Raw genomic sequence first — 21,058 nt, forward strand, 5'->3', positions numbered from 1 at the left:
AGTTTCTATCTGTATTTTAAATGCACTGGAATATTCATCTTATTGTCACTTTAAATTGTTATCTTTTTTGTAATGATATAACAATTCACAAACGTAATTGACATGTATCCTTAAGATAACTGTCATTTTTTACTCCTAGTCTCACCCCTCGATTAATTCCCGGATTTCACAATCTGAATAACGACAGGTGAGCTATGACCACTAACATTAAACTACTCGCTGCTGCGATTGCTTCCGCTGCAGTCAGCTCTGCAGCGTTAGCTGCTCCGGCTGTTCCAGAGCATCAGGCCTCTAACGCCTGGTTCACTGGTGCACAGACCTCTATCAATGATAAAGCTGCTTTGGTTACTCCTTCAGCAAACGCTAAGAATGTAATTCTTTTTGTTGGTGATGGGATGGGAATCTCTACGTTAACCGCAGCACGGATTCTCCAGGGGCAGAAAGAAGGCATGGATGGAGAGGAAGGCTTTCTTTCCTTCGAAACCTTTCCTTATTCTGCGCTCGTTAAGACATACAACGTCGATGCTCAGACTCCGGACTCCGCAGGTACCATGACGGCGATGATGTCTGGTGTTAAAACCGACGTCGGTACCATCGGTGTCGATGAAGATGTGATTCGTAACGACTGTTACAGCGTTGCTGGCAACGAAGTTGTTACTGCGTTGGAACTGGCAGAAATTAAAGGCCTTTCTACTGGTGTTGTTTCAACGGCGCGTATCACTCATGCGACCCCTGCAGCTACATACGCGCATGCAGCAGATCGTAACTGGGAAGATAATTCTGATATGCCAGCTTCTGCTTCAGCATGTGAAGACATCGCTTCTCAGCTGGTAAATCTTGAAAGCAATCTGGAAGATCGTTATCCGGGTGCAGACGTTGACGGTATTGAAGTCGCAATGGGAGGCGGTCGTCGACACTTCCTGCCAAAAGATGCGGCATTCAACTCTGCTGACGCAGTAAGCAGTATTGAAGGCGATCGCACTGATGGTCGCGACCTGACTGCCGAGTGGTCAACTACCTATCCAAATGGTGTCTACGTTACGGATCAGGCTGGTTTTGATGCGATCGACACTGAATCAACCGAACGTGTGCTGGGTCTTTTCAACGAGTCTCATATGCAATACGAAGCGGATCGCGCAAATGATATCGCGGGTGAGCCTTCCATTGCTGAAATGACTGAGAAAGCAATCGATATCCTCGATAACAACGAGAAAGGCTTCTTCCTGATGGTTGAATCCGGTCGTATTGACCATGCTCACCACGCTGGCAACGCTGCGGGCGCTCTGGAAGACACTCTGGCATTCGCAGAAGCAGTTCAGGCTGCAGTGGATAATACGAACCCAGATGAAACTCTGATTCTGGTCACCGCTGACCACAGCCATGTATTTACTATCGCTGGTTATCCGAAGCGTGGTAATCCGATTCTGGGCAAAGTGGTTCCCGTTGGTGGCACTGAGCCAACGCTGGCATCTGATGGCATGCCATACACCACTGTTGGTTACACCAACGGTCGAGGCTTCATGGACCTTGGCGCCGAAACTGACTCAGACGCTGGCTACAACGAAGCGATTAGTGCGGGTCGTCACGACACAAGCGGTATTGATACAACCACACCGGGTTACCACCAGGAAGCTCTGGTTCCAATGTCTTCCGAAACCCATGCAGGTGAAGACATTACTCTCCACGCGACCGGTCCTGGCGCGCAACTGGCACAGGGTGTTATCGAACAGAACCTGATCTTCCAGATTATTGGTCGTTCACTGAATCTGCTGGCCGATTAATACTGAGGGAAAACTCATGAAACTGAATATTATTTATACCGCAGTACTGGCGGCGACTATGACCCTCGCAGGCTGCGGTGGTGAAGATGGTAAAAACGGCAAGGATGGCGTCAATGGTACTGACGGCACGAACGGTACCAATGGGATAGATGGCAGTAACGGTGCGGAAGGTGCGCCGGGTCTGGATGCTCCGGCCCCTGCTGTAAAACTCTCGGATGTCCTGAGCAATACTAAAAATAACGATTGGTTTATTCAGGCGTCTGAGAAAGTTGCTGATACCCAGAAAGCAGTTGACAGCATAATTGCAGAAGCGGGATCAGCGAAAAATATCATCCTGTTTGTTGGCGATGGTATGGGTGTTTCTACCGTAACTGCATCCCGTATTCTGGAAGGCCAGACCAGGGGGATGAGCGGCGAGGAAAACAGCCTGAGCTTCGATAAGTTCCCATTCGCTGGTTTGTCTAAAACCTACAACGTTGATGCACAGACTCCCGACTCTGCGGGCACAATGACTGCCATGATGTCTGGTGCGAAGACTGACGTAGGCACCATCGGTGTTGATGAAGATATCGCTCGCGGTGACTGCGCATCTGTCGCTGGCAATGAACTGGCGACTGCGTTGGAACTGGCTGAAATTGCTGGTATGTCTACCGGTATTATTTCTACTGCTCGTATCACTCACGCGACGCCTGCTGCAACTTATGCCAAGTCAGCAGACCGTAACTGGGAAGATAACTCCGATATGCCTGAGACGGGTGCAGACGCGTGTGAAGATATCGCTTCTCAGCTTGTTAACTTCGAAGCCAACCTGGAAGCTCGCCACGCTGGTGCCACTCTGGATGTTGACGGTATCGAAGTGGTAATGGGTGGTGGTCGTCGTCACTTCCTGCCGAAAGACGCTGCAGCGAATTCTCCTGATGCTGTAAGCAGCACGGAAGGTGATCGTACTGACGGTCGTAACCTCGTGACTGAGTGGACAACCACTTATTCAACAGAGAGCGACTTCTATGTTTACGACCAGGCTGGTTTCGACGCTATTGATACTGAAGCGACCACCCATCTGTTCGGTCTTTTCAACGAATCACATATGCAGTATGAAGCTGACCGTGCTAACGATATCGCGGGTGAACCTTCTCTGGCCGAAATGACAGAGAAAGCGATTAAAATCCTCGATAACAATGAAAACGGTTTCTTCCTGATGGTTGAATCAGGTCGTATCGACCACGCTCACCATGCAGGTAATGCATACAATGCTCTGCAGGACACCATTGAGCTGTCTGAAGCTGTTGCTATCGCTGATGAGCTGACTAATAACCGCGATACCCTGATTATCGTGACTGCTGACCACGGTCATGTATTCACGATCGCGGGCTATCCGAAACGCGGTAACCCAATCCTGGGTAAAGTTGTTGCTGTGGGGGCAGATGAACCTTCATTGGCTTCTGATGGTATGCCATACACCACTGTTAACTACATGAATGGTCGTGGCCATGTTGCTGTTGACCCTTCTGAAACAGACGCAGATGCGGGCTACAGTGCCGCTATCAACACTGGCCGTGTTGATCTGACAAGTGTTGATACCACGGCACCTGGCTTCCACCAGGAAGCATTGGTCCCCCTGAGTTCTGAAACCCACTCAGGTGAAGATGTGGGTATCTACGCGAAGGGCCCGGGCGCACACCTGGTGACTGGTACCAACGAGCAGAGCATTATTTTCCACGTGATGAATCACGCGGGTGATCTTGCAGCTCGTGCAAATTCCGTTGTTAACCCAGACTGATTAGTCCGACTGATAAAGGGGCCTGAAGAGGCCCCTTTTGTCGTTTGTTTTGCGATGAAATTAAAAGATTGAGTATTATGAAAAAACTGACTTCGTACACTATTGCATTGTTCTCCGCATTTGCGGTTCATACAGCTTTTGCCGAATCCTGCGTTCAGCCCGTTTCTCTTACCTATGATGTGTCGTTGAAGGAGAAAAAGGGACAGATTGCCATTCACCGTAATGGCCGCGAAATGCTTCGTGAAAATCTTCAGACTGGCGTTGTCGAATACTGGTATCACTCACCAGCTGGCCCACTGAAATTGATTCGTTACGTCGATTCAGAAAAGCACGGCATTGAATACCAGGCAGAAGATTTTCGTGGTAATGAAAGCGAAGTCTGGAAAGACATCACTCTGGCAGTGCCAACAGACAGCATGAAAACCATGACCCTGATGTCGGAAGAGGGAAGCGGTTGTGATGTGAAGGAAATATACACTTCTGAGGGTGGTAAAGAGCTTGTATGGCTCCCGGAGAAGAATATCCTGATCAGCTACAAAGCCCCTGGTGTTTCATGGCAGATTAAAGATCAGAACGAGTCGGTATTTAAAGAGCGCCTTGCCGTTCGTGACAACTATATCCTGATTGATTATGCAGATATTGGTGATTCGGAAGAAGATCCATTTGTTAAAAAAATGATCCGATGGGGCTTTGTTGAACATGGTGCCAGCGGATTTTACGACGAGCATGGTCATGCGATTCAAGGGCACGGTCATTCGCACTGAGTCAACAGTTGGAGATAGTGGCATGTGACTGCACTTTATAACGCATGCCATTGTATCTGCCTATTACTCCATGCATTATCCAACTTCACTTTCTGTTTAGATGTCCTGACATGTATCGCTACTTCGGTGCTCTTTGCGTCAGTCTTTCGATTGTCGCCTGCCAGTCTGAATATACCCCTGTTTCAAGCGATGGCCGTTTTATTCCGTCCGGTAATGCCTGGTACAGCGAAGGCGAGCGGAGTATTCGTGATCAGCAGGCCTACCTGGCGCAGACAGGAGTCAGGCCATCGCAGGCAAAAAATGTCATCCTCTTTGTGGGTGATGGAATGAGCCTGGGAACGATCGCTGCCGCCCGGATTCTCGATGGGCAGCGACAGGGAATGACTGGCGAAGAGCATCAGCTCAGTTTTGAACAGTTTCCTTTTACCGGATTATCCAAGACGTACAACGTCGATGCTCAGACGCCCGATTCTTCAGGCACGATGACGGCGATGACGACCGGCGTTAAGACTGACATGGGGATCGTTGCTCAGACGGAAGCTGCCGTGCGTGGTGTCTGCGATGCCGCAGGCAAGGCGGATGTGCCGACGTTGCTGGAGCTTGCGGAAATTGCGGGGCTGTCTTCAGGGATAGTGACAACGGCGCGGTTAACGCATGCGACTCCGGCTGCAACGTATGCCCATGCCCCAGACAGAAACTGGGAAGATATTTCTGATCTTCCGGAAGAGGCAGTGGCCGCCGGTTGCCGTGATATCGCCGCTCAGTTTGTTGGTTTTGCCGACAATATCAGCAAGAAATACGGCGTCTCGGTTGATGGCCCTGAAGTCGCCTTTGGTGGTGGGCGTCGCCACTTCCTACCGGCGGATTCTCAATTTAATTCGCCAGATGCACAAAGCAGCATTGAAGGCGACAGAACCGATGGTCGCCACCTCATTGACGAATGGAAGCTTGCTTACCCATCAGGAACCTATGTGATGGATACGGCAGGATTTGCGTCTGTTTCTGCTAAATCTGGCACGCCGGTACTTGGACTGTTTTCTGAATCGCACATGCGATATGAGTCTGACCGCCCGAATGACCCCTCGGGTGAACCTGATCTGATCGCAATGACTGAGAAGGCGATTCAGCTGCTGAGCCGTAACGAAAAAGGTTTTTTCCTGATGATTGAAGCAGGGCGCATAGATCACGCACATCATGCGGGAAATGCTTATAACGCACTGAACGAAACTGTCATGCTGTCAGAGGCGGTACGCCGGGCGCAGGAGTTGACGAATCCGCAGGACACCCTGATCATCGTGACTTCTGATCACGGTCATGTGATGACCTTCGCAGGCTATCCTAAGCGGGGTAATCCTATTCTCGGAAAAGTGATCAGTCCGGGAGAAGAAACTCTGGCGGAAGCGGCTGATGGTCTTCCTTACACTACGCTCAGTTACGCAAACGGTATGGGGATGTCAGAAACAGACAGTGATGACCCGGATAACCGGTATAATCTGGCGCTGAATACCGGCCGTCATGATATTTCGGAGATGGATACAGAATCGCCGCACTATCACCAGGAAGCACTTGTACCGCTGTATTCAGAAACCCACAGCGGTGAGGATGTCGCAATCTACGGAAATGGGCCGGGCTCAGAATTCGTGACTGGCGTACACGAGCAGAACGATATTTTTCATATAATTAATGCCAGTCTCCGGTTAACGGAGAAAGCCTCAGCAAGACTTCCTCCGCGAACGGACATCAGTCAGTAATAATCTGATAGCAGGGCTGGTATTCGCCGCTGATTTTCATCCGGCCATGCTCCACCATAGCCCGCAGGAGACGGTCCATACCGGCGAGAATATCTTTGTCGCCATGGATCTCGTATGGACCATGTTTCCGTACCCGCTGAACACCGTCTGCTTTGACGTTGCCAGCGACAATACCGGAAAATGCGCGACGCAGATTGGCCGCCAGTTCGTGGCCCGGAAGCGCACGTGAAATGGACAGCTGCTTCATATTTTCGTGCGTGGGATCGAAAGGCATCTGAAAATCGTGGTCAATTTTCAGCGACCAGTTGAAGAAAAACGCATCGTTATGCTGGCGACGGAATTTTTCTACTTTGCGCATACCGTCTTTCATCAGTTTTGCCACTGCCACCGGATCTTCAATGACCAGCTCGTACTTGCGCTGAGCGTCGCTGCCAAGCGTGTCACCGATAAAACGATCCAGATCACGCAGGTAGGCTTCAGATTCTTTCGGGCCGGTAATGACCAGTGGGAAGGGCAGGGCCTTGTTGTCCGGGTGTGACAGCACACCGAGAATGTACAACAGCTCTTCGGCCGTGCCGGGTCCGCCCGGGAAGATAATGATGCCATGCGCCAGGCGTACGAATGCTTCCAGTCGTTTTTCAATGTCCGGCAATATCACCAGCTCATTAACGATAGGATTCGGAGCTTCGGCTGCAATAATGCCAGGTTCGGTAATGCCGATGTAGCGACCATTGCGGATATGTTGTTTGGCGTGTCCGATGGTTGCTCCCTTCATCGGACCTTTCATCGCTCCCGGGCCGCAGCCCGTGCCGATATCCAGTCCGCGCAGTCCGAGCTGATAACCCACTTCTTTGGTGTATTGATACTCATGAGGTGGGATTGAATGTCCACCCCAGCAGACAATCAGGTTGGGGGGCAGATCGGGTTGCAGAATATTGGCGTTGCGCAGCAGGTGAAATACCGCATTGGTAATGCCGTCGGTGTTGCTCAGATCGAACCGGTGAGCGGCAAGTATGCTCTCCTGCGAATATAGAATGTCTCTCAGTACTGAGAAAAGCTGTTCGCGGACACCGCGGATAATTTCATTATCGACAAAAGCAGACGCGGGGGCGCCGGTCAGTTGTAATACCAGGCCGCGATCTTCCTGCTCGACGGAAATATTAAAGCCACGATAGCCTTCTTCCAGCCGGGTGTAATCGTCTTCCTGGCTTCCCGCGGACATGACGGCAAAGGCGCAGCGTCTGAGAAGTTCGTGCGTAGCGGTACCAATATCCGTCAGTTGTTTGATTTCCTGACGGGAGAGTACCCGCAGGTGAGTTTTCGGGTGAATCAGTTCATATTGCTTCACAAATAGCTCCTAAGCCCAGAGTTCAAGTGGGCCGTAGTGGCTGATCAGTTGCAGAAGATCAGCTTTGGTAATAATGCCGGTAAGTGCCTGATGTTCATTAAGAACCGGCAATGCGCCTATGTGGTAATCACAGAGTAGTCTGGCGGTCTGGCGGATGTCTGTGCTCTCCTGCACACAAAACACCGGCCGGCTGGCCAGGTTGATCACTTGTCTGGCCGGTGTTCTCAGCCCGGCAAGTGCTTTCAGTAAATCACGGTCAGATATGATGGCGCTGAGGTCCCCCTGATCTGTCACCAGAGGCAGGTGATGTATTCCGTGAGACAGCATCGTCTCGTAGGCCTTCTCGGGAGTTTCGTTCAGTGGCAGGCTGCGCACGGGTGTCGACATGATATCCCGGGCGAAGGCGACGCTCTGGGGCGCATGTTCCTGTTGCGACGTGCCGGAAAAAGAACCGTAGCTGTCTGCCAGCAGAGCCTCGCTGTGTTCAGCCGTAACTTTGCTGCTCGCGGAGGCCGGGGTAGCCTTGCGGGTTCTCAGACGGGGCGGAGTGACCGGAGTTTCAATCCTGCGCCCCATGTCGAATACGATCAGTCCCATTCCTGTGGGGTACCTATACAGCTCCTGTTACAGATCAGTATAGCAACACCCGGGATCAGATGAAGGTTTCGAGCTGGTCAATACGTCCCAGAATGGTGTCGGTGTAGCGCATGACCAGGAAGGGCACCAGACGCGCTTCATCGTTGGTTGCAGCCGTTTCGATGAACAGCCACTGACTGCGGATTTTGTTAAGAATCGTGCGGGCTTCAGGCGCTGCCAGCTTACCTGTCAGTTCTTCAATACCACGGTCAAACTGCTTACACAGAACGCCAATATCCACCTCATCAATGGTGAGCGGGGCCCCCATGGAGGATGCGGCGCGCTCGATATAGCGCTCGACCACAGTCAGCATCAGATTCTTCTGAGTGCGCTGCCAGTCTTCAAACTGGGAGATGTGAGTTTCGTTGTCCGAAAGAATGGCGTCTGAGAGGCGCTCAAGCTCTGACAGCATTCCACGCTGGGCTTCGCGCATCAGAGTCACGACCTGAAGTTCAGGGTAGTTGCTCTCACGGATCTCGTTGATGTTCTGATCAAGGAGCGCATCGAAGCTGGTCCAGTGTTCGCCAATGTTCTGGCGATAGGCCGAATAGCGCTGATCAAGCTGTGCCGTCAGTCTGGCCTGATCACGGGCGACTTCTTCACGCTTCTGCAGCAGTTCAGCGATGCGTTGTGTGTTCCCCTCGTCAGCCTGTACATGGTAATACTTCAACAGAAGGGTTTTGACGTCTACCGAGAGTTCAAACACACTGTCCTCAAGCGCGATAACTGACGCGTGAGCCGGCAGGGAGACAAACAGGGTGAGTAAAATAGCTCTGAAGAGTAACATAGGTCCTTCTCTGTCAATGCTCTTAGACATAGGATTTTCTGCAAAGCAGTTGACCATGTAAAGCCAAGTGGTGCAAGGTCCTGCCAAGCCTTTATTGAGTGTTTGTTAAATTATGGAACGTGTTTATCGTTTAACGATCTCTTGCCCCGATCGGGTCGGAATCGTTGCTAAAGTAGGCCAGTTTTTCTCCGGCCATGGTGGCTGGATTGTGCAGGCAAACCACTACTCAGATCCCGTCAGTGGACGCTTCTTTATGCGTCACTGCATCCGTGCCGATTCGCTGCCTTTCGATGTTGATGGCCTTAAAGAAGCTTTTGCTCCGATTGCCGAAGAGTTTGGTATGGACTGGCAGGTGTCAGACAGTGGTCAGCCCAAGAAGGTCATCCTTATGGCCAGTAAGCAGAGCCATTGCCTGGTCGATCTTCTGCACCGCTGGCACAGCAAAGAGCTGGCTTGTGATATTCCTTGTGTGATCTCAAACCACGATGATCTGCGCTCGCTGGTCGAGTGGCATGGCATCCCGTTTTTCCACGTGCCCGTTGATGCTCAGAACAAAGCAGAGCACTTCCGTCGCGTCACCGCGATTGTAGAGGAGCATAACGCCGATACCATTGTTCTGGCGCGATATATGCAAATTCTCCCTCCAGAGTTATGTGAGCAATACCTGGGTCAGGTGATCAATATCCATCACAGTTTCCTGCCGTCGTTTGTTGGCGCGAAACCCTACCATCAGGCGGCAGAGCGTGGCGTAAAACTGATTGGTGCGACCTGTCATTATGTAACCCAGGAGCTGGATGCCGGTCCGATCATTGATCAGGACGTCATCCGCATCAGTCATAACGATACCGTTGACGATATGGTGCGTCTGGGGAAAGACGTAGAGAAGATGGTGCTGGCGCGTGGGGTGCGGAGTCACCTGGAAGATAGAGTGTTACTTCACGGTAACAAGACCATCGTATTTTAAAGCTAGCTGCGTTGTCACAGCGGTGTTAAAAACCTTCTCGAAATGCTCATTTACAACTGTAAACTCCGCTTTCTCGAAGGTTTTTGCCTTGCTGTGACGGCCTCGCTGACGCTTTAACCGATTGGATGGCTCTGTTTCTTTGGCCGATGTTTGCCTCGCTATGACTTCTTCGCCGACGGCTCAGTGTTAAAGCTAGCTGCCTAGCTGACGCTTTAACCGATTGGATAGCTCGGTTTTAAGGCAATAAAAAAGCCGGCGTTATGCCGGCTTCTTTATGTGCGTTGCTGTGATCAGATCATTTCGATCGCGACAGCAACGGCTTCGCCGCCACCGATACACAGTGCAGCGATACCTTTCTTACCACCGGTGTTTTTCAGAGCGTTCATCAGGGTCACGATCAGGCGTGAACCAGTAGAACCCACTGGGTGGCCCTGCGCACACGCGCCGCCGTAGATGTTTACTTTCTCAGCATCCAGATTGAATGCGTCGATAGGCATCATGGCCACCATGGCGAAGGCTTCGTTGATTTCCCACAGATCCACTTCGTCTTTGTTCCAGCCAGTTTTCGCCAGCAGAGTTTCGATGGCACCACATGGCGCGATGGTGAACTCAGAAGGGTGCTGAGAGTGAGTGCTGTGTGCAACGATGCGCGCAACTGGCGTCAGGCCTTTTGCTGCCGCAACTGATTCACGAGCCAGAACCAGAGCAGAAGCGCCGTCAGAGATTGACGAAGCGTTTGCTGCCGTGATGGTGCCGTCTTTACGGAACGCAGGGCGCAGGCTTGGGATCTTCTCGATGTTAGCGTTGAACGGCTGCTCATCCTGATCAACAACTGTGTCACCACGACGTGAAGTCACAGTGACAGGAACGATTTCAGCCGTGTTGTGGCCAGCTTCGATAGCCGCCTTGGCACGGTTCAGAGAGCGGATAGCGTATTCGTCCATCTGCTCACGGCTGTAGCCTTTGCCATCAGCAGTTTCCTGAGCGAATGCCCCCATCAGCTTACCGGTTTCCGCGTCTTCCAGACCGTCGAAGAACATATGGTCTTTTGCCTGATCCCCATGGCCCATGCGGTAGCCACCACGAGCGTTTTCGAGGATGTAAGGCGCCTTAGACATTGACTCCATACCGCCAGCAACAGCAATGTCTACAGACCCTGCTTTGATCGCGTCGTGCGCCATCATGGTGGCTTTCATGCCGGAGCCGCACAGTTTGTTAATCGTGGTCGCGCCGGTGTTGTCTGGCAGACCAGCCTTACGCATCGCCTGGCGGGCAGGCCCCTGACGCAGACCCGCAGACAATACGTTGCCCATGATGACTTCCTGAACGTCAGTAGCGGCAATTCCCGCACGCTTAACGGCTTCAGCAATGGCGACTGCACCCAGTTCAGGCGCGGATACGCTGCTCAGGCTGCCCTGGAAGCCACCCATAGGGGTACGGGCGCCAGCGACGATAACAACAGAATCCTGATTAGACATGCGGATCTCCTGTGAAAGAGGTTGGTTAATAAGGCCGGCTATTCTAAGCCAAGGAGTATGTAAATCACAGTACGGCGGTTTGGTAGGTTGGCAGATCTGAACTAGGCTTGCTTACGATCAGATACAAAATGACGCCGGGAACCTGACGGAATCATACTTTCGAGTGATGAGGGTGAGATCAGGCCGGATTATAGTCGGGTCATCTCTCTGTGTGGGGCGGGACGCCCGCGCACAAGTGACTGACTTGATAACCATAACAACTCATAACAGGTAACAGTATGGTGAAGAAGACCCTCCTCGGCCTGGCCATCGCTGCATCAGCAGTAGGTCTCAGTGGCTGTAAGACTGGCGGTGACTCATCCGTCGATCAGACTGCGATTACCGCAGGCAGCACCAACCCTGAAACAGTAACTCCCGTATTTAACGTCGCTCGTAGAAATCTGCCATTGGCAACAGACTTCCTGTTCAGTGGTTCAACAGATGGCACGGTTGTCTATGCATCCGGTGATGTGGAAATCTTCCTGGCGGACGGTACGCGTAACCCTGATTACAACCCAGTCTTCGATGCGATCAGCGATCTGGATGGTTTCTCCACTGTTGCTCCTCTTTACCTGAAGTTCAGCGGTGAGCTGGCAGCGGGAACGGCACCGGCCGGTTCGGTTTACCTGATTCCAATGAATTACACAGATGGCCCTAAGCTTGGGACGCTGGATACTGCCAATCCGTTTGATCTGGCGAATATTGCTGCTGTCAAAGCTGAGGTGATTTCCTACACCGACAGCACCAAAACCGACAACGTTCTGCGCATCAGTCCAACGACGCCACTGCAGAATGACACCCGCTATCTGGTGGTTCTGACAGACCGACTGAAGGACTCTGACGGTGAAGCAACGAAGCTTCCAAACCAGTACAAGTACCTGATTAGTGATGATGATCTGCTTAACCCTGCTCTTGCGCCTGCGCGCGCGGCAATGAAGGGATGGTATCAGCTGGCGACCGGCTTCCTGGCCAGCGCAGATGCATCTGCCAATGTGACTCTGGCGTACACCTTCACTACCGGTGGTACGACTGAAGTGCTGAATGTGATGGCTGCCGCTAAGAACGCTGATGACGCTCTGGAAAACCCATTCCCGGCGAGTGTTCAACTGGTAGTGAATTCTAACGATGCGGCGACTGCTGTGGGCATCCTCACGGCAGCACCTTTTAACCTTCCGCTTGCAAATGCACAGGCTGCAGTCCTGTACGGTACACTGCCGTCACCGTCACCGCGTGAGTCTGATTTCTCTGCGGCAGTGCCTACGGCCATGGCTAAGATTCTGTCAGGTACAACGACGCCAGAGTCTACTTTCCTGACCGGTACTATCAAACTACCGTACTACTCTCAGGCACCGGCAGGTGCATTTGCTGATGATGGTATCGACCCATCCGCCACTCCAGACAGTGCCTACACCTGTACGACTTCTACAGTTGAATGTCTGACGTCAAAAGGCAGTGCTGCAGGCGTTGTTGCTGGCCAGTGGGAAGCTGACGAAGAGCTGATTTACGACTTCCAGCTTGCTGGTGGAGCGTCTGAGGCTGAGGCTGAAGCTTTCCTGGCACCTTCAGAGAACGTTACCAATCTGTTCCCGTTTGCAAAAGAACAGGGGCTGGTAGAGGTTCCTGTGATGGTTGTTGAGCCTAACCCGTCTGGTACTAATACCTGTACCAAACCGGGTAGCGGATGGCCGGTTGTGATTTACCAGCACGGTATCACCTCAAACCGCATGTCTATCATTCCCTTGGCGGAACAGCTGGCATATAACTGTTTCGCGACTGTTGCCATTGACCTGCCAATGCACGGTCTGATGCCAACCGACCTGGTGACGTCTGGTGCCTATGGCGGCAGCGGTACTGTGCCCATGATGGCTGCGGTAATTGAAAGTGCTGGAGGTGTCGATGTGACTACCTTTGGTGGTAGTTTGACGCCTGAACAACAGGCGGGCCTTATCTCATTGGAGACGCTGAAACAACGTCATTTCGCGTTGACAGCGGGTGCGGACGGTGCAACTCCAACGGCAGTAGCTGGTGCAGCGACTGATAAATCAGGTTCTCTGTATATCTCGTTCCTGCATTTCCAGACAACCCGTGACAATAACCGTCAGGCAGTGATGGATCTACTGAATCTGAATGCGTCATTGAGCTCAATGGACATCGATAACGATTCAGGCACCACCGACTTTGATACGTCGAAGGTCTACTTCGCGGGCATCTCGCTGGGCTCTATCACAGGTATGCAGTTCGTAGCTGTGAATAACGCCAACGTTGCTAACAACAGCGTGCTGAATCCGATCCAGAAAGCCGTATTCGGTGTGCCAGGCGGTGGCCTGCCAAAGCTGCTTGAGAATTCTCAGACCTTTGGCCCGACTATCGTTGGAGCGCTTACCAACCCAGATAGCTTCAACCTGACTCAGGGTGGTGAGAGCTACGAGTCTCTGCAGTACGTCTATCAGGCGACGGTTGATTCTGCTGACGCTATTAACTTTGCAGCTCAGCTGAAAGCGACTGCGACTCCGTTCACTCTCATTGAATCTGTTGGCGATACTGTAATCCCTAACAATGTAGCGTCTGCGCCACTGGCGGGTACCGATCCTCTGATTGCGGTAACGGGTGCTACTCAGATTGATACTTCATCTACCTTCTCGGCAACAGAGCAGGTCTACCTGAAACTGGCTGATGAATACAGTAATCATGCTTCGATGGCTGTGCCAGACACGGACGCCACAACGCCTGAAACAACTGCGACCTTCGGGCTGCTGGCTCAGCACATTATCAGCTTCTTCAGCGGCGCTGGTGTTCTGACCGATGGCGGCAGTGGTCTCGACATTGTTGAACCGGTAAGCGAATAAGGAGAGCAACAATGAATAACAATACTTTCCCTGAAAAATCGCTGCGGAGCGCAGGTATGATTAAGAAATTGCCACTGGCCGTTGCGGTCTCTCTCAGTGCAATGGCTCCTGCCCATGCACTGCAGTTCAACTTCGGTGAACTGGAAGGCCAGCTTGATAACACCGTGAGCTATGGTATCGGTGTGCGTGTTGCTGATCGTGATCGCAGTCAGATCATGGATGGTAACGCGCAGGAGTTTGGTTTCACTGGAACAGGCTCTTCCTACAACTACGACGATGGCACACTGAATTACGATAAAGGTGATATCTACACCAACGTACTGAAGTGGAGTGCAGATCTGGAACTGAGCTACCGCAACTACGGTGGCTTCTTCCGTGCGCGTGCTTACTATGATCACGCGATCATGGATCAGGAAACCGAATTTAAGCCTCTGAATGACGAAGCTAAAGATGCTGCGGGCCTGGGAGCGGAGCTTCTGGATGCGTTTGTCTGGGCTGATTACGATGTTGGCCAGGTGCCGGTTACTGTGCGTCTGGGTCGTCAGGTCGTGAGCTGGGGTGAAAGTACCTTCATCCAGGGTGGTATCAACAGCATTAACCCAGTCGATGCATCGGCTTTCCGTAAGCCTGGTGCTGAGGTGAAAGAAGGTCTGTTGCCAGTCAACATGGTCTACACCTCTATTGGTCTGACTGGCGATATCACGATGGAAGCCTTCTATCAGCTGGAGTGGGAAAAAACCCGCATTGACCCTTGTGGTACTTTCTTCTCCACCTCTGATTTCGCTGCAGACGGTTGTGGTCCGGTGATTCTTGCCGGTACTGAAGCAGAACAGGTCTATCTGGATCTGCGTCAGGAAGAAATCGACGAAGGTGTGCCTCTGAACGAGCGCCTCGCGCCAACAACCGAGCGTCTGGAAGATGACGAGCCGAAAGATTCCGGTCAGTACGGTCTGGCATTCCGCTGGTATGCGGAAGCCCTGGGTGATACTGAATTTGGTTTCTATTACATGAACATTCACAGCCGCACACCTTATCTGAATGGTGTAGTTACTAACTACGATCCAGATGCAGCAGACACGAATGCCCCTGTAAATCCAGATCCATATATTGATACCCGCTATCCGCTGTATCAGATCGTGTATCCGGAAGACATCCAGATCATGGGTATCAGCTTCGCCCGAAGCACCGAAGATGGCGCTTCTATTAGTGGTGAGGTGAGCTATAAGCCTGATCTGCCAATCCAGTGGAACGCCTTTGAGCAGATCGTCGGTGGTAACGGTTATAAGTTCAGCCGTCTGTTTAACCAGAACTATCAGTCACTGATTGATTCTGGCCTGACTGAATCGGAAGCATATGAACAGGCCTATGGTGCTTACTCTGTCAGCTTCGATGAATTCGACGTCTGGCAGGCACAGATGACCTACATTAAGTTCTTCGACCGTGTATTCGGTGCAGACCGTATGGCACTGGTAGCTGAAGTGGGCATGAACTATATCCCTGATCTGCCAGATACCGACGATGCTCGTTATGGCCGTTCCGGTGCGTACGGTATCGGTAACAACGATGGTGTTATCGATGACACAAACTATTGTGAAACCGGCCCTGCAGGCAACGTGAACACCGAATACTGTACTGACGATGGCTACGTTACTGAGCTGTCTGGTGGTATTCGTCTGAAGTCATCGCTTGATTTCAACAACGCGTTTGCGGGTGTGAATATGTCTCCTAATCTGTCGGTTGCTTACGATAAGGGCAACGGACCAGAGCCAGGTTCACAGTTTATTGATGATCGTCTGACTGTCGGTGTGGGCGTATCTTTCCTGTATCTGAACCAGACGTCGGTTGATGTGTCGTACACAAACTTCTCAGGTGGTAAATACAACCAGCTGAAAGACCGCGACAACATCAGTCTGTCAGCTAAATATTCATTCTGAGCCGACACGGTCAGTAACGATTTATTGAGGTCCGAATATGTTGAAAAAAACTTATCAAATCTGGGGCGCCGCACTGGCGCTCTCAGTTGCGGCAAGTGGTTCTTATGCAGCAGTGTCTGCTGAACAGGCTGCAAAACTGGGTACTGAGTTCACTCCGATGGGCGCAGTTAAAGCAGCGCAGGGCAACATTCCTGCCTGGGAAGGGGACGTTCCTGCCGGTAAAGGCGGTGTCGGTCCTGATGGCAAACTGCTTAACCCGTTTGCGGGTGATAAGCCGAAGTTTGTGATCACTGCTGCAAACTATAAGGATTACGCCGCTAATCTGACTGATGGTCAGAAAGCGATGTTTGCGAAATATCCTGATACGTACCGTATGCCTGTGTACGAAACGCGTCGTACTGCTGGTTACCCTCAGGAAATTTATGACGCAACGAAAAAGAACGCGACAGCGTCTGAGTTGCTGAATGACGGTAACGGTATTGCTAACTTCACTGAAGGCACGCCGTTCCCATTCCCACAGACGGGTGTTGAGGTGATCTGGAACCATATCACGCGCTATCGTGGTGGTTCGGTGACCCGTGTTGTTGGTCAGGTAACTCCTCAGGTAAATGGTGACTACACGCTCGTCCGTTTCCAGGATGAGTTTACCTTCCGTAATGAGCTGACTGACTTTGACCCAGCGACCGATGACAACGTGCTGTTTTACTTCAAACAGGATGTTCTCTCGCCAGCGCGTCTTGCCGGTAACGTACTTCTGGTTCATGAAACACTGGATCAGGTAAAAGAGCCTCGTAAAGCGTGGGTATATAACGCAGGTCAGCGTCGTGTACGTCGTGCACCTCAGGTCGCTTATGACGGCCCGGGTACCGCGTCTGATGGTCTGCGTACGTCAGATAACTTCGATATGTTCAACGGTTCACCAGACCGTTACGACTGGAAGCTGGAAGGTAAGCAGGAAGTTTATATTCCTTACAACTCTTACCAGCTGAAGGATGGCAAACTGAAGTACGATGAAATCGTGCAGGCTGGCCACATTAATCAGGATCTGACCCGTTACGAACTGCACCGTGTGTGGAAAGTGACTGCGACTCTGAAAGAAGGCAAGCGTCACATTTATGCGAAGCGGGTATTCTACATTGACGAAGATACCTGGCAGGCCACTGAGATTGATCACTACGATGGCCGTGGTGAACTGTGGCGCGTTGCTGAGTCTCACAACGTTTACTACTACGATCGTAAAGTTCCCTGGTACGCCATCGAAGTACTTTACGACCTGAACTCTGGTCGTTACCTGGCCCTGGGTCTTGATAACGAAGAGAAGGGTGGTTACGAGTACGACTTCAAACGTACCTACTCGGATTACACGCCAGCGGCACTTCGCCGTCAGGGTGTGCGCTGATCTTTGATCAGTAAAAGAAAAGGCCGCTTTCGCGGCCTTTTTTTATGTCATCAGAATTAATATTTCTGGTGGCTGTTTCAGAAATTAAACAGCGCACCGACCTGATAAACACCCGATGCGTCTTTGTTAATAAATTCAGCACGCAGCCCTAATACTTCGCTGGCTTTGAAGCCAATGCCGGCACCGAGGAAAATGCCATCATCATCACCGAAGTCCAGCCCGAGACGTCCGATGGCTGACAGGCGTGGATCAAGCTCCGGTAGTGATTTCTCGGCCACACCCGCCAACCAGAAACCGTTGATATCGGTGTCGCCATTGCCATTGAAAAAATCTTCAGTGTCGCTGTAACCGAACTCCGCGGAGGTGGTCAGTCCGGCAGTATTGTTAGGGAATTTCAGACCACCAAAAATGGAGTAACCTGCAGCATCGAGGTCACCGCCACTGAAAGGCGAGTCAATGGTGTTGTGGCTGATATTGGCACCGAGATAAATCCGGTCTTTTACGTTGCCTGAGCTTGCATGGTCGTCGGCGATTGCGGTGGTCGAGGCCAGAGCAAACGCAAGTGGGAGTACATACTTCATTAACTTCTCCTTTATCAGAATACGGGCAGACTCAGCGGCTCTTCCTGCAGGGCAGCCAGTTGCTCGCGCAATGCGAGCAGGTGCTCCGACCAATAGCGGTGACTGGCGAACCAGGGAAATGCCTGGGGAAACGCCGGGTCGCTCCAGCGCTGACTGAGCCAGGCTGCGTGGCGCACAATGCGTCGCGTGCAGAGCGTTTCTATCAGCTTTAATTCGTCCGCAGGAAATGGCCGGAACATGCTGTAGCCTTCTGCTATGACCATCAATTGCTGGCGGTGTTCCTCCCGACTGCCACTGAGCAACATCCAGATATCCTGCATGGCGGGCCCTTGTGCGCAGTCGTCGAAATCGACAAGGTACAGGTCTTCGTCACGCAGTAGCAGATTACCGGTGTGCATATCTCCATGAATTCGCAGGGTTGTCAGCTCCCCTGAATATTGCTGGTCGGTATGGGCACAGATATCGCGGATGAGGGATTCGTACGCGGGGCGATAATCGTCGGGTAGCAGGCCTGAAGACAGTATGGTTTCAGCGGCTGCCTTGATATCGTCACTGCCTTTAATATGTGGGCGATGCTTAAATGTTCGGGTGCTGCCGGTATTGTGCAGGCGTCCGAGCCAGCGACCAATTAATTCCAGATCGTCATCGCTGCTGAGCTCAGGCGCGTGTCCGCCGCGCCTCTGAAAGAGTGCAAAGTAGAATTCTTCATGGCGGAACAGAGTGCTTCCATCTTTTTTAATTGGGCTGATCACCGGAATGCCTTCTTCTTCAGCGTCATGCAGAAAGTCGTGTTCCTCCTGAATGCCGTCTTCAGTCCAGCGTTGTGGGCGGTAGAACTTCGCAATCAGGGGAGACCCGTCTTCGATACCGACCTGGTAGACGCGGTTTTCATAGCTGTTGAGTGGGAATACCCGCGCGTCGCTGTAGTAACCAAGAGACTCGACGGCGTCCATAACCATTTCCTGCGTGAGTGCGGAATACGGATGTTCTGACATGGGGTGTTCCTGCAAATAATCGGGCCGCTATTATGCACCGCCATGAGTCATTCAGACAGCGCGGACTGTCCGTGCAAAACACCAGGCGCCGACAATGGATGCTCCCTGTGATTTGAGAAGGCGTGCCGCCTGTTCGAGTGTCGAGCCGGTTGTCATCACATCGTCGATGATCATAACGTGGCGTCCCGTCAGGTCTATGTGACCACTGTCGAGTCCAATGTTGCTCTGGCGTCTGGCGGCCGCGGAAAACCGGCGTTGCTCACTATGGCTGGTCCTTCGCAGTGCGTTTGGAGCAACTGGAATCTTCAGCGCTTTACTGAGGTGGTGACAAAGTTCTTCACTCAGATTAAACCCGCGCTGAAGTAAGCGCCGTCGGCTTGCCGGGATAAATACGAGTGTATCGGGAGGATGATCGCTCAGTGGTCTGGAGGTCAGCATCAGGCTGGCAAAGCGTTTTGCCATCCGGATGTCGTGGCCTTCTTTGCAGCGATGCATCCAATGGTTCAGGGGGTGGTAGTACTGGAAACTGCAGAAGCTGTAATCGAATGCCGGTGGACTGGCCTGACAACGGCCGCAGCGGTGACCGGTAGTGCTGGGCTCGCTGCATTGTGGACATGTGAGAGCTGGAAAGGGAAGGTCATTGAAGCATCTGCCACAGAGAAACGACCCCGGCTCGCAGGCATCCAGACACAGCTCGCAGGTAAATAGCTGATTAAAAAATGAACTGCAGTTATCCCTGAATTTATGCAGGGTTGACCACTTGCCTCGCATCCTTATCATCCTTGATTAACGATACCGTACTGAGGTTATAAACCATGAACAGCCATGTAAACAACGGCGAAAGCATCCGGCACGACTGGTCTGTTGAGGAAGCCGAGGCGCTTCTCAATCTGCCGTTCAATGACCTGTTGTTCCGGGCTCAGACGGTTCACCGCCTGTACCATGATCCGAATGCGGTTCAGGTCAGTACACTTCTGTCGATCAAGACCGGCGCCTGTCCGGAAGATTGTAAGTATTGTCCTCAGAGTGCCCGCTACGATACCGGTCTTGAGCGCGAGCGACTGATGGAAGTTGAGGCGGTGATTGAAAAAGCGAAAGCGGCGAAAGCTGCAGGCTCAGACCGCTTCTGTATGGGCGCGGCCTGGCGTTCTCCACGTGAGAAAGATATGCCATACGTCCTGGCGATGGTGAAGGGCGTGAAAGAACTCGGTCTGGAAACCTGCATGACCCTGGGTATGCTTGATGAAGGTAAGGCCAATGCACTGGCTGAAGCCGGACTGGATTACTACAACCACAACCTGGATACCTCTCCGGAGTTCTATGGAGAGATCATCACGACCCGTACCTATTCTGACCGTCTGAATACACTTGCGAATGTGCGTAGTGCCGGCATGAAAGTCTGTTCGGGTGGCATTCTTGGTATGGGTGAAACCCACAAAGATCGCGCAGGATTGCTGGTGCAGCTGGCTAACCTGCCTGCTCACCCGGATTCTGTGCCGATTAACCAGTTAGTTAAAGTTGCAGGAACGCCACTTGAAGAACAGGGTGAGCTGGATCCTCTCGATTTTATCCGCACGATCGCCGTTGCCCGTATCATGATGCCGGCGTCGCATGTGCGCCTGAGTGCCGGTCGAGAAGAAATGTCGGAAGAAATGCAGGCGATGTGTTTCTTTGCCGGTGCTAACTCTATTTTCTACGGCGAATGTCTGCTGACGACGCCTAACCCTGCAGCGAACAAAGACCAGGCACTGTTCCGCAAGCTGGGCATCAACTCTGAGCATCGTGTGACTAAGGCTCCTCAGGAACTCGACGATATTCTGGCGTCGACCAGTGCGGACAATGATCTGTTTTATGACGCATCAGCCTCAGCCGCTCAACACTGAACAGTGATATAGCAAATCGGTCTAAACACCGCCCTTCTGAGGGTGGTGTTTTTTTTTGAGTGTTGGTTAAATATTAGCCAGATTCATGTATT

16 protein-coding genes are annotated in these 21,058 nt (G+C 52.0%); 9 read left to right on the forward strand and 7 right to left on the reverse strand.

The window, feature by feature from the left end; all coding sequences use genetic code 11:
- Window positions 1-194: 194 nt before the first annotated feature.
- The 4 genes from Q1L85_RS08640 to Q1L85_RS08655 all read left to right on the forward strand — a co-directional run bounded on the left by Q1L85_RS08640 (window position 195) and on the right by Q1L85_RS08655 (window position 6,076).
- Window positions 195-1,781 carry an alkaline phosphatase gene (locus tag Q1L85_RS08640; RefSeq protein ID WP_300432869.1) on the forward strand — a complete coding sequence of 529 codons (1,587 nt, stop codon included), beginning with the start codon at window positions 195-197 and terminating at the stop codon, window positions 1,779-1,781.
- A gap of 16 nt (window positions 1,782-1,797) precedes the next feature.
- On the forward strand, window positions 1,798-3,561 hold the full coding sequence (locus Q1L85_RS08645; protein WP_300428330.1) for an alkaline phosphatase: 1,764 nt from the start codon (window positions 1,798-1,800) through the stop codon (window positions 3,559-3,561).
- Window positions 3,562-3,638: 77 nt separating this feature from the next.
- The gene (locus tag Q1L85_RS08650) at window positions 3,639-4,325 is read left to right on the forward strand and encodes a hypothetical protein (RefSeq protein WP_300428329.1); all 687 of its coding nucleotides are present in this window, start codon (window positions 3,639-3,641) and stop codon (window positions 4,323-4,325) included.
- Between the two features lie 110 nt (window positions 4,326-4,435).
- Window positions 4,436-6,076, forward strand: a complete 1,641-nt coding sequence (locus Q1L85_RS08655) for an alkaline phosphatase (protein ID WP_300428328.1) — start codon at window positions 4,436-4,438, stop codon at window positions 6,074-6,076.
- Here Q1L85_RS08655 and ppnN read toward each other — a convergent pair.
- From ppnN to Q1L85_RS08670, 3 genes are read right to left on the reverse strand one after another with little or no spacing between them, the layout of a single operon-like run.
- Window positions 6,066-7,424, reverse strand: a complete 1,359-nt coding sequence (gene ppnN, locus Q1L85_RS08660; RefSeq protein ID WP_300428327.1) for a nucleotide 5'-monophosphate nucleosidase PpnN — start codon at window positions 7,422-7,424, stop codon at window positions 6,066-6,068. The two genes, Q1L85_RS08655 and ppnN, sit on opposite strands and share 11 nt — an antisense overlap.
- A gap of 9 nt (window positions 7,425-7,433) precedes the next feature.
- Window positions 7,434-8,021, reverse strand: a complete 588-nt coding sequence (locus Q1L85_RS08665) for an HPP family protein (RefSeq protein ID WP_300428326.1) — start codon at window positions 8,019-8,021, stop codon at window positions 7,434-7,436.
- Window positions 8,022-8,076: 55 nt separating this feature from the next.
- A complete protein-coding gene (locus Q1L85_RS08670) occupies window positions 8,077-8,877 on the reverse strand; it encodes a hypothetical protein (protein WP_300432873.1) in 801 nt (266 codons plus the stop codon).
- Between the two features lie 82 nt (window positions 8,878-8,959).
- Here Q1L85_RS08670 and purU point away from each other — a divergent pair, with 82 nt between their 5' ends.
- Window positions 8,960-9,811, forward strand: a complete 852-nt coding sequence (gene purU, locus Q1L85_RS08675; RefSeq protein ID WP_300426680.1) for a formyltetrahydrofolate deformylase — start codon at window positions 8,960-8,962, stop codon at window positions 9,809-9,811.
- A 290-nt stretch (window positions 9,812-10,101) separates the two neighbouring features.
- Here the strand turns inward: purU and Q1L85_RS08680 are convergent, their stop codons facing one another.
- Window positions 10,102-11,289 carry an acetyl-CoA C-acyltransferase gene (locus Q1L85_RS08680; RefSeq protein ID WP_300426679.1) on the reverse strand — a complete coding sequence of 396 codons (1,188 nt, stop codon included), beginning with the start codon at window positions 11,287-11,289 and terminating at the stop codon, window positions 10,102-10,104.
- A 278-nt stretch (window positions 11,290-11,567) separates the two neighbouring features.
- Here Q1L85_RS08680 and Q1L85_RS08685 point away from each other — a divergent pair, with 278 nt between their 5' ends.
- The 3 genes from Q1L85_RS08685 to Q1L85_RS08695 are packed head-to-tail and all read left to right on the forward strand — an operon-like array spanning window position 11,568 to window position 17,507.
- Window positions 11,568-14,174, forward strand: coding sequence for a hypothetical protein (locus Q1L85_RS08685; RefSeq protein WP_300426678.1), 2,607 nt, complete (start codon window positions 11,568-11,570; stop codon window positions 14,172-14,174).
- Window positions 14,175-14,185: 11 nt separating this feature from the next.
- The gene (locus tag Q1L85_RS08690; RefSeq protein ID WP_300426677.1) at window positions 14,186-16,108 is read left to right on the forward strand and encodes a DUF1302 domain-containing protein; all 1,923 of its coding nucleotides are present in this window, start codon (window positions 14,186-14,188) and stop codon (window positions 16,106-16,108) included.
- A 37-nt stretch (window positions 16,109-16,145) separates the two neighbouring features.
- Window positions 16,146-17,507 carry a DUF1329 domain-containing protein gene (locus tag Q1L85_RS08695; protein ID WP_300426675.1) on the forward strand — a complete coding sequence of 454 codons (1,362 nt, stop codon included), beginning with the start codon at window positions 16,146-16,148 and terminating at the stop codon, window positions 17,505-17,507.
- A 77-nt stretch (window positions 17,508-17,584) separates the two neighbouring features.
- On the opposite strand, the gene Q1L85_RS08700 is transcribed toward Q1L85_RS08695, so the two are convergent.
- From Q1L85_RS08700 to Q1L85_RS08710, 3 genes are read right to left on the reverse strand one after another with little or no spacing between them, the layout of a single operon-like run.
- A complete protein-coding gene (locus Q1L85_RS08700; RefSeq protein ID WP_300426674.1) occupies window positions 17,585-18,088 on the reverse strand; it encodes an outer membrane beta-barrel protein in 504 nt (167 codons plus the stop codon).
- 14 nt (window positions 18,089-18,102) lie between these two features.
- A complete protein-coding gene (locus Q1L85_RS08705; RefSeq protein ID WP_300426672.1) occupies window positions 18,103-19,083 on the reverse strand; it encodes a serine/threonine protein kinase in 981 nt (326 codons plus the stop codon).
- A gap of 51 nt (window positions 19,084-19,134) precedes the next feature.
- Window positions 19,135-19,578: a ComF family protein gene (locus Q1L85_RS08710; protein ID WP_300426671.1), complete on the reverse strand. Its 444-nt coding sequence runs from the start codon at window positions 19,576-19,578 to the stop codon at window positions 19,135-19,137.
- 320 nt (window positions 19,579-19,898) lie between these two features.
- Between Q1L85_RS08710 and bioB the strand changes: the two genes are divergently transcribed.
- On the forward strand, window positions 19,899-20,966 hold the full coding sequence (gene bioB, locus Q1L85_RS08715) for a biotin synthase BioB (RefSeq protein ID WP_300426670.1): 1,068 nt from the start codon (window positions 19,899-19,901) through the stop codon (window positions 20,964-20,966).
- Window positions 20,967-21,058: the final 92 nt, after the last annotated feature.

Origin of the sequence: uncultured Thalassolituus sp., assembly GCF_950066645.1 — a bacterium.
Taxonomy (GTDB): domain Bacteria; phylum Pseudomonadota; class Gammaproteobacteria; order Pseudomonadales; family Oceanobacteraceae; genus Thalassolituus.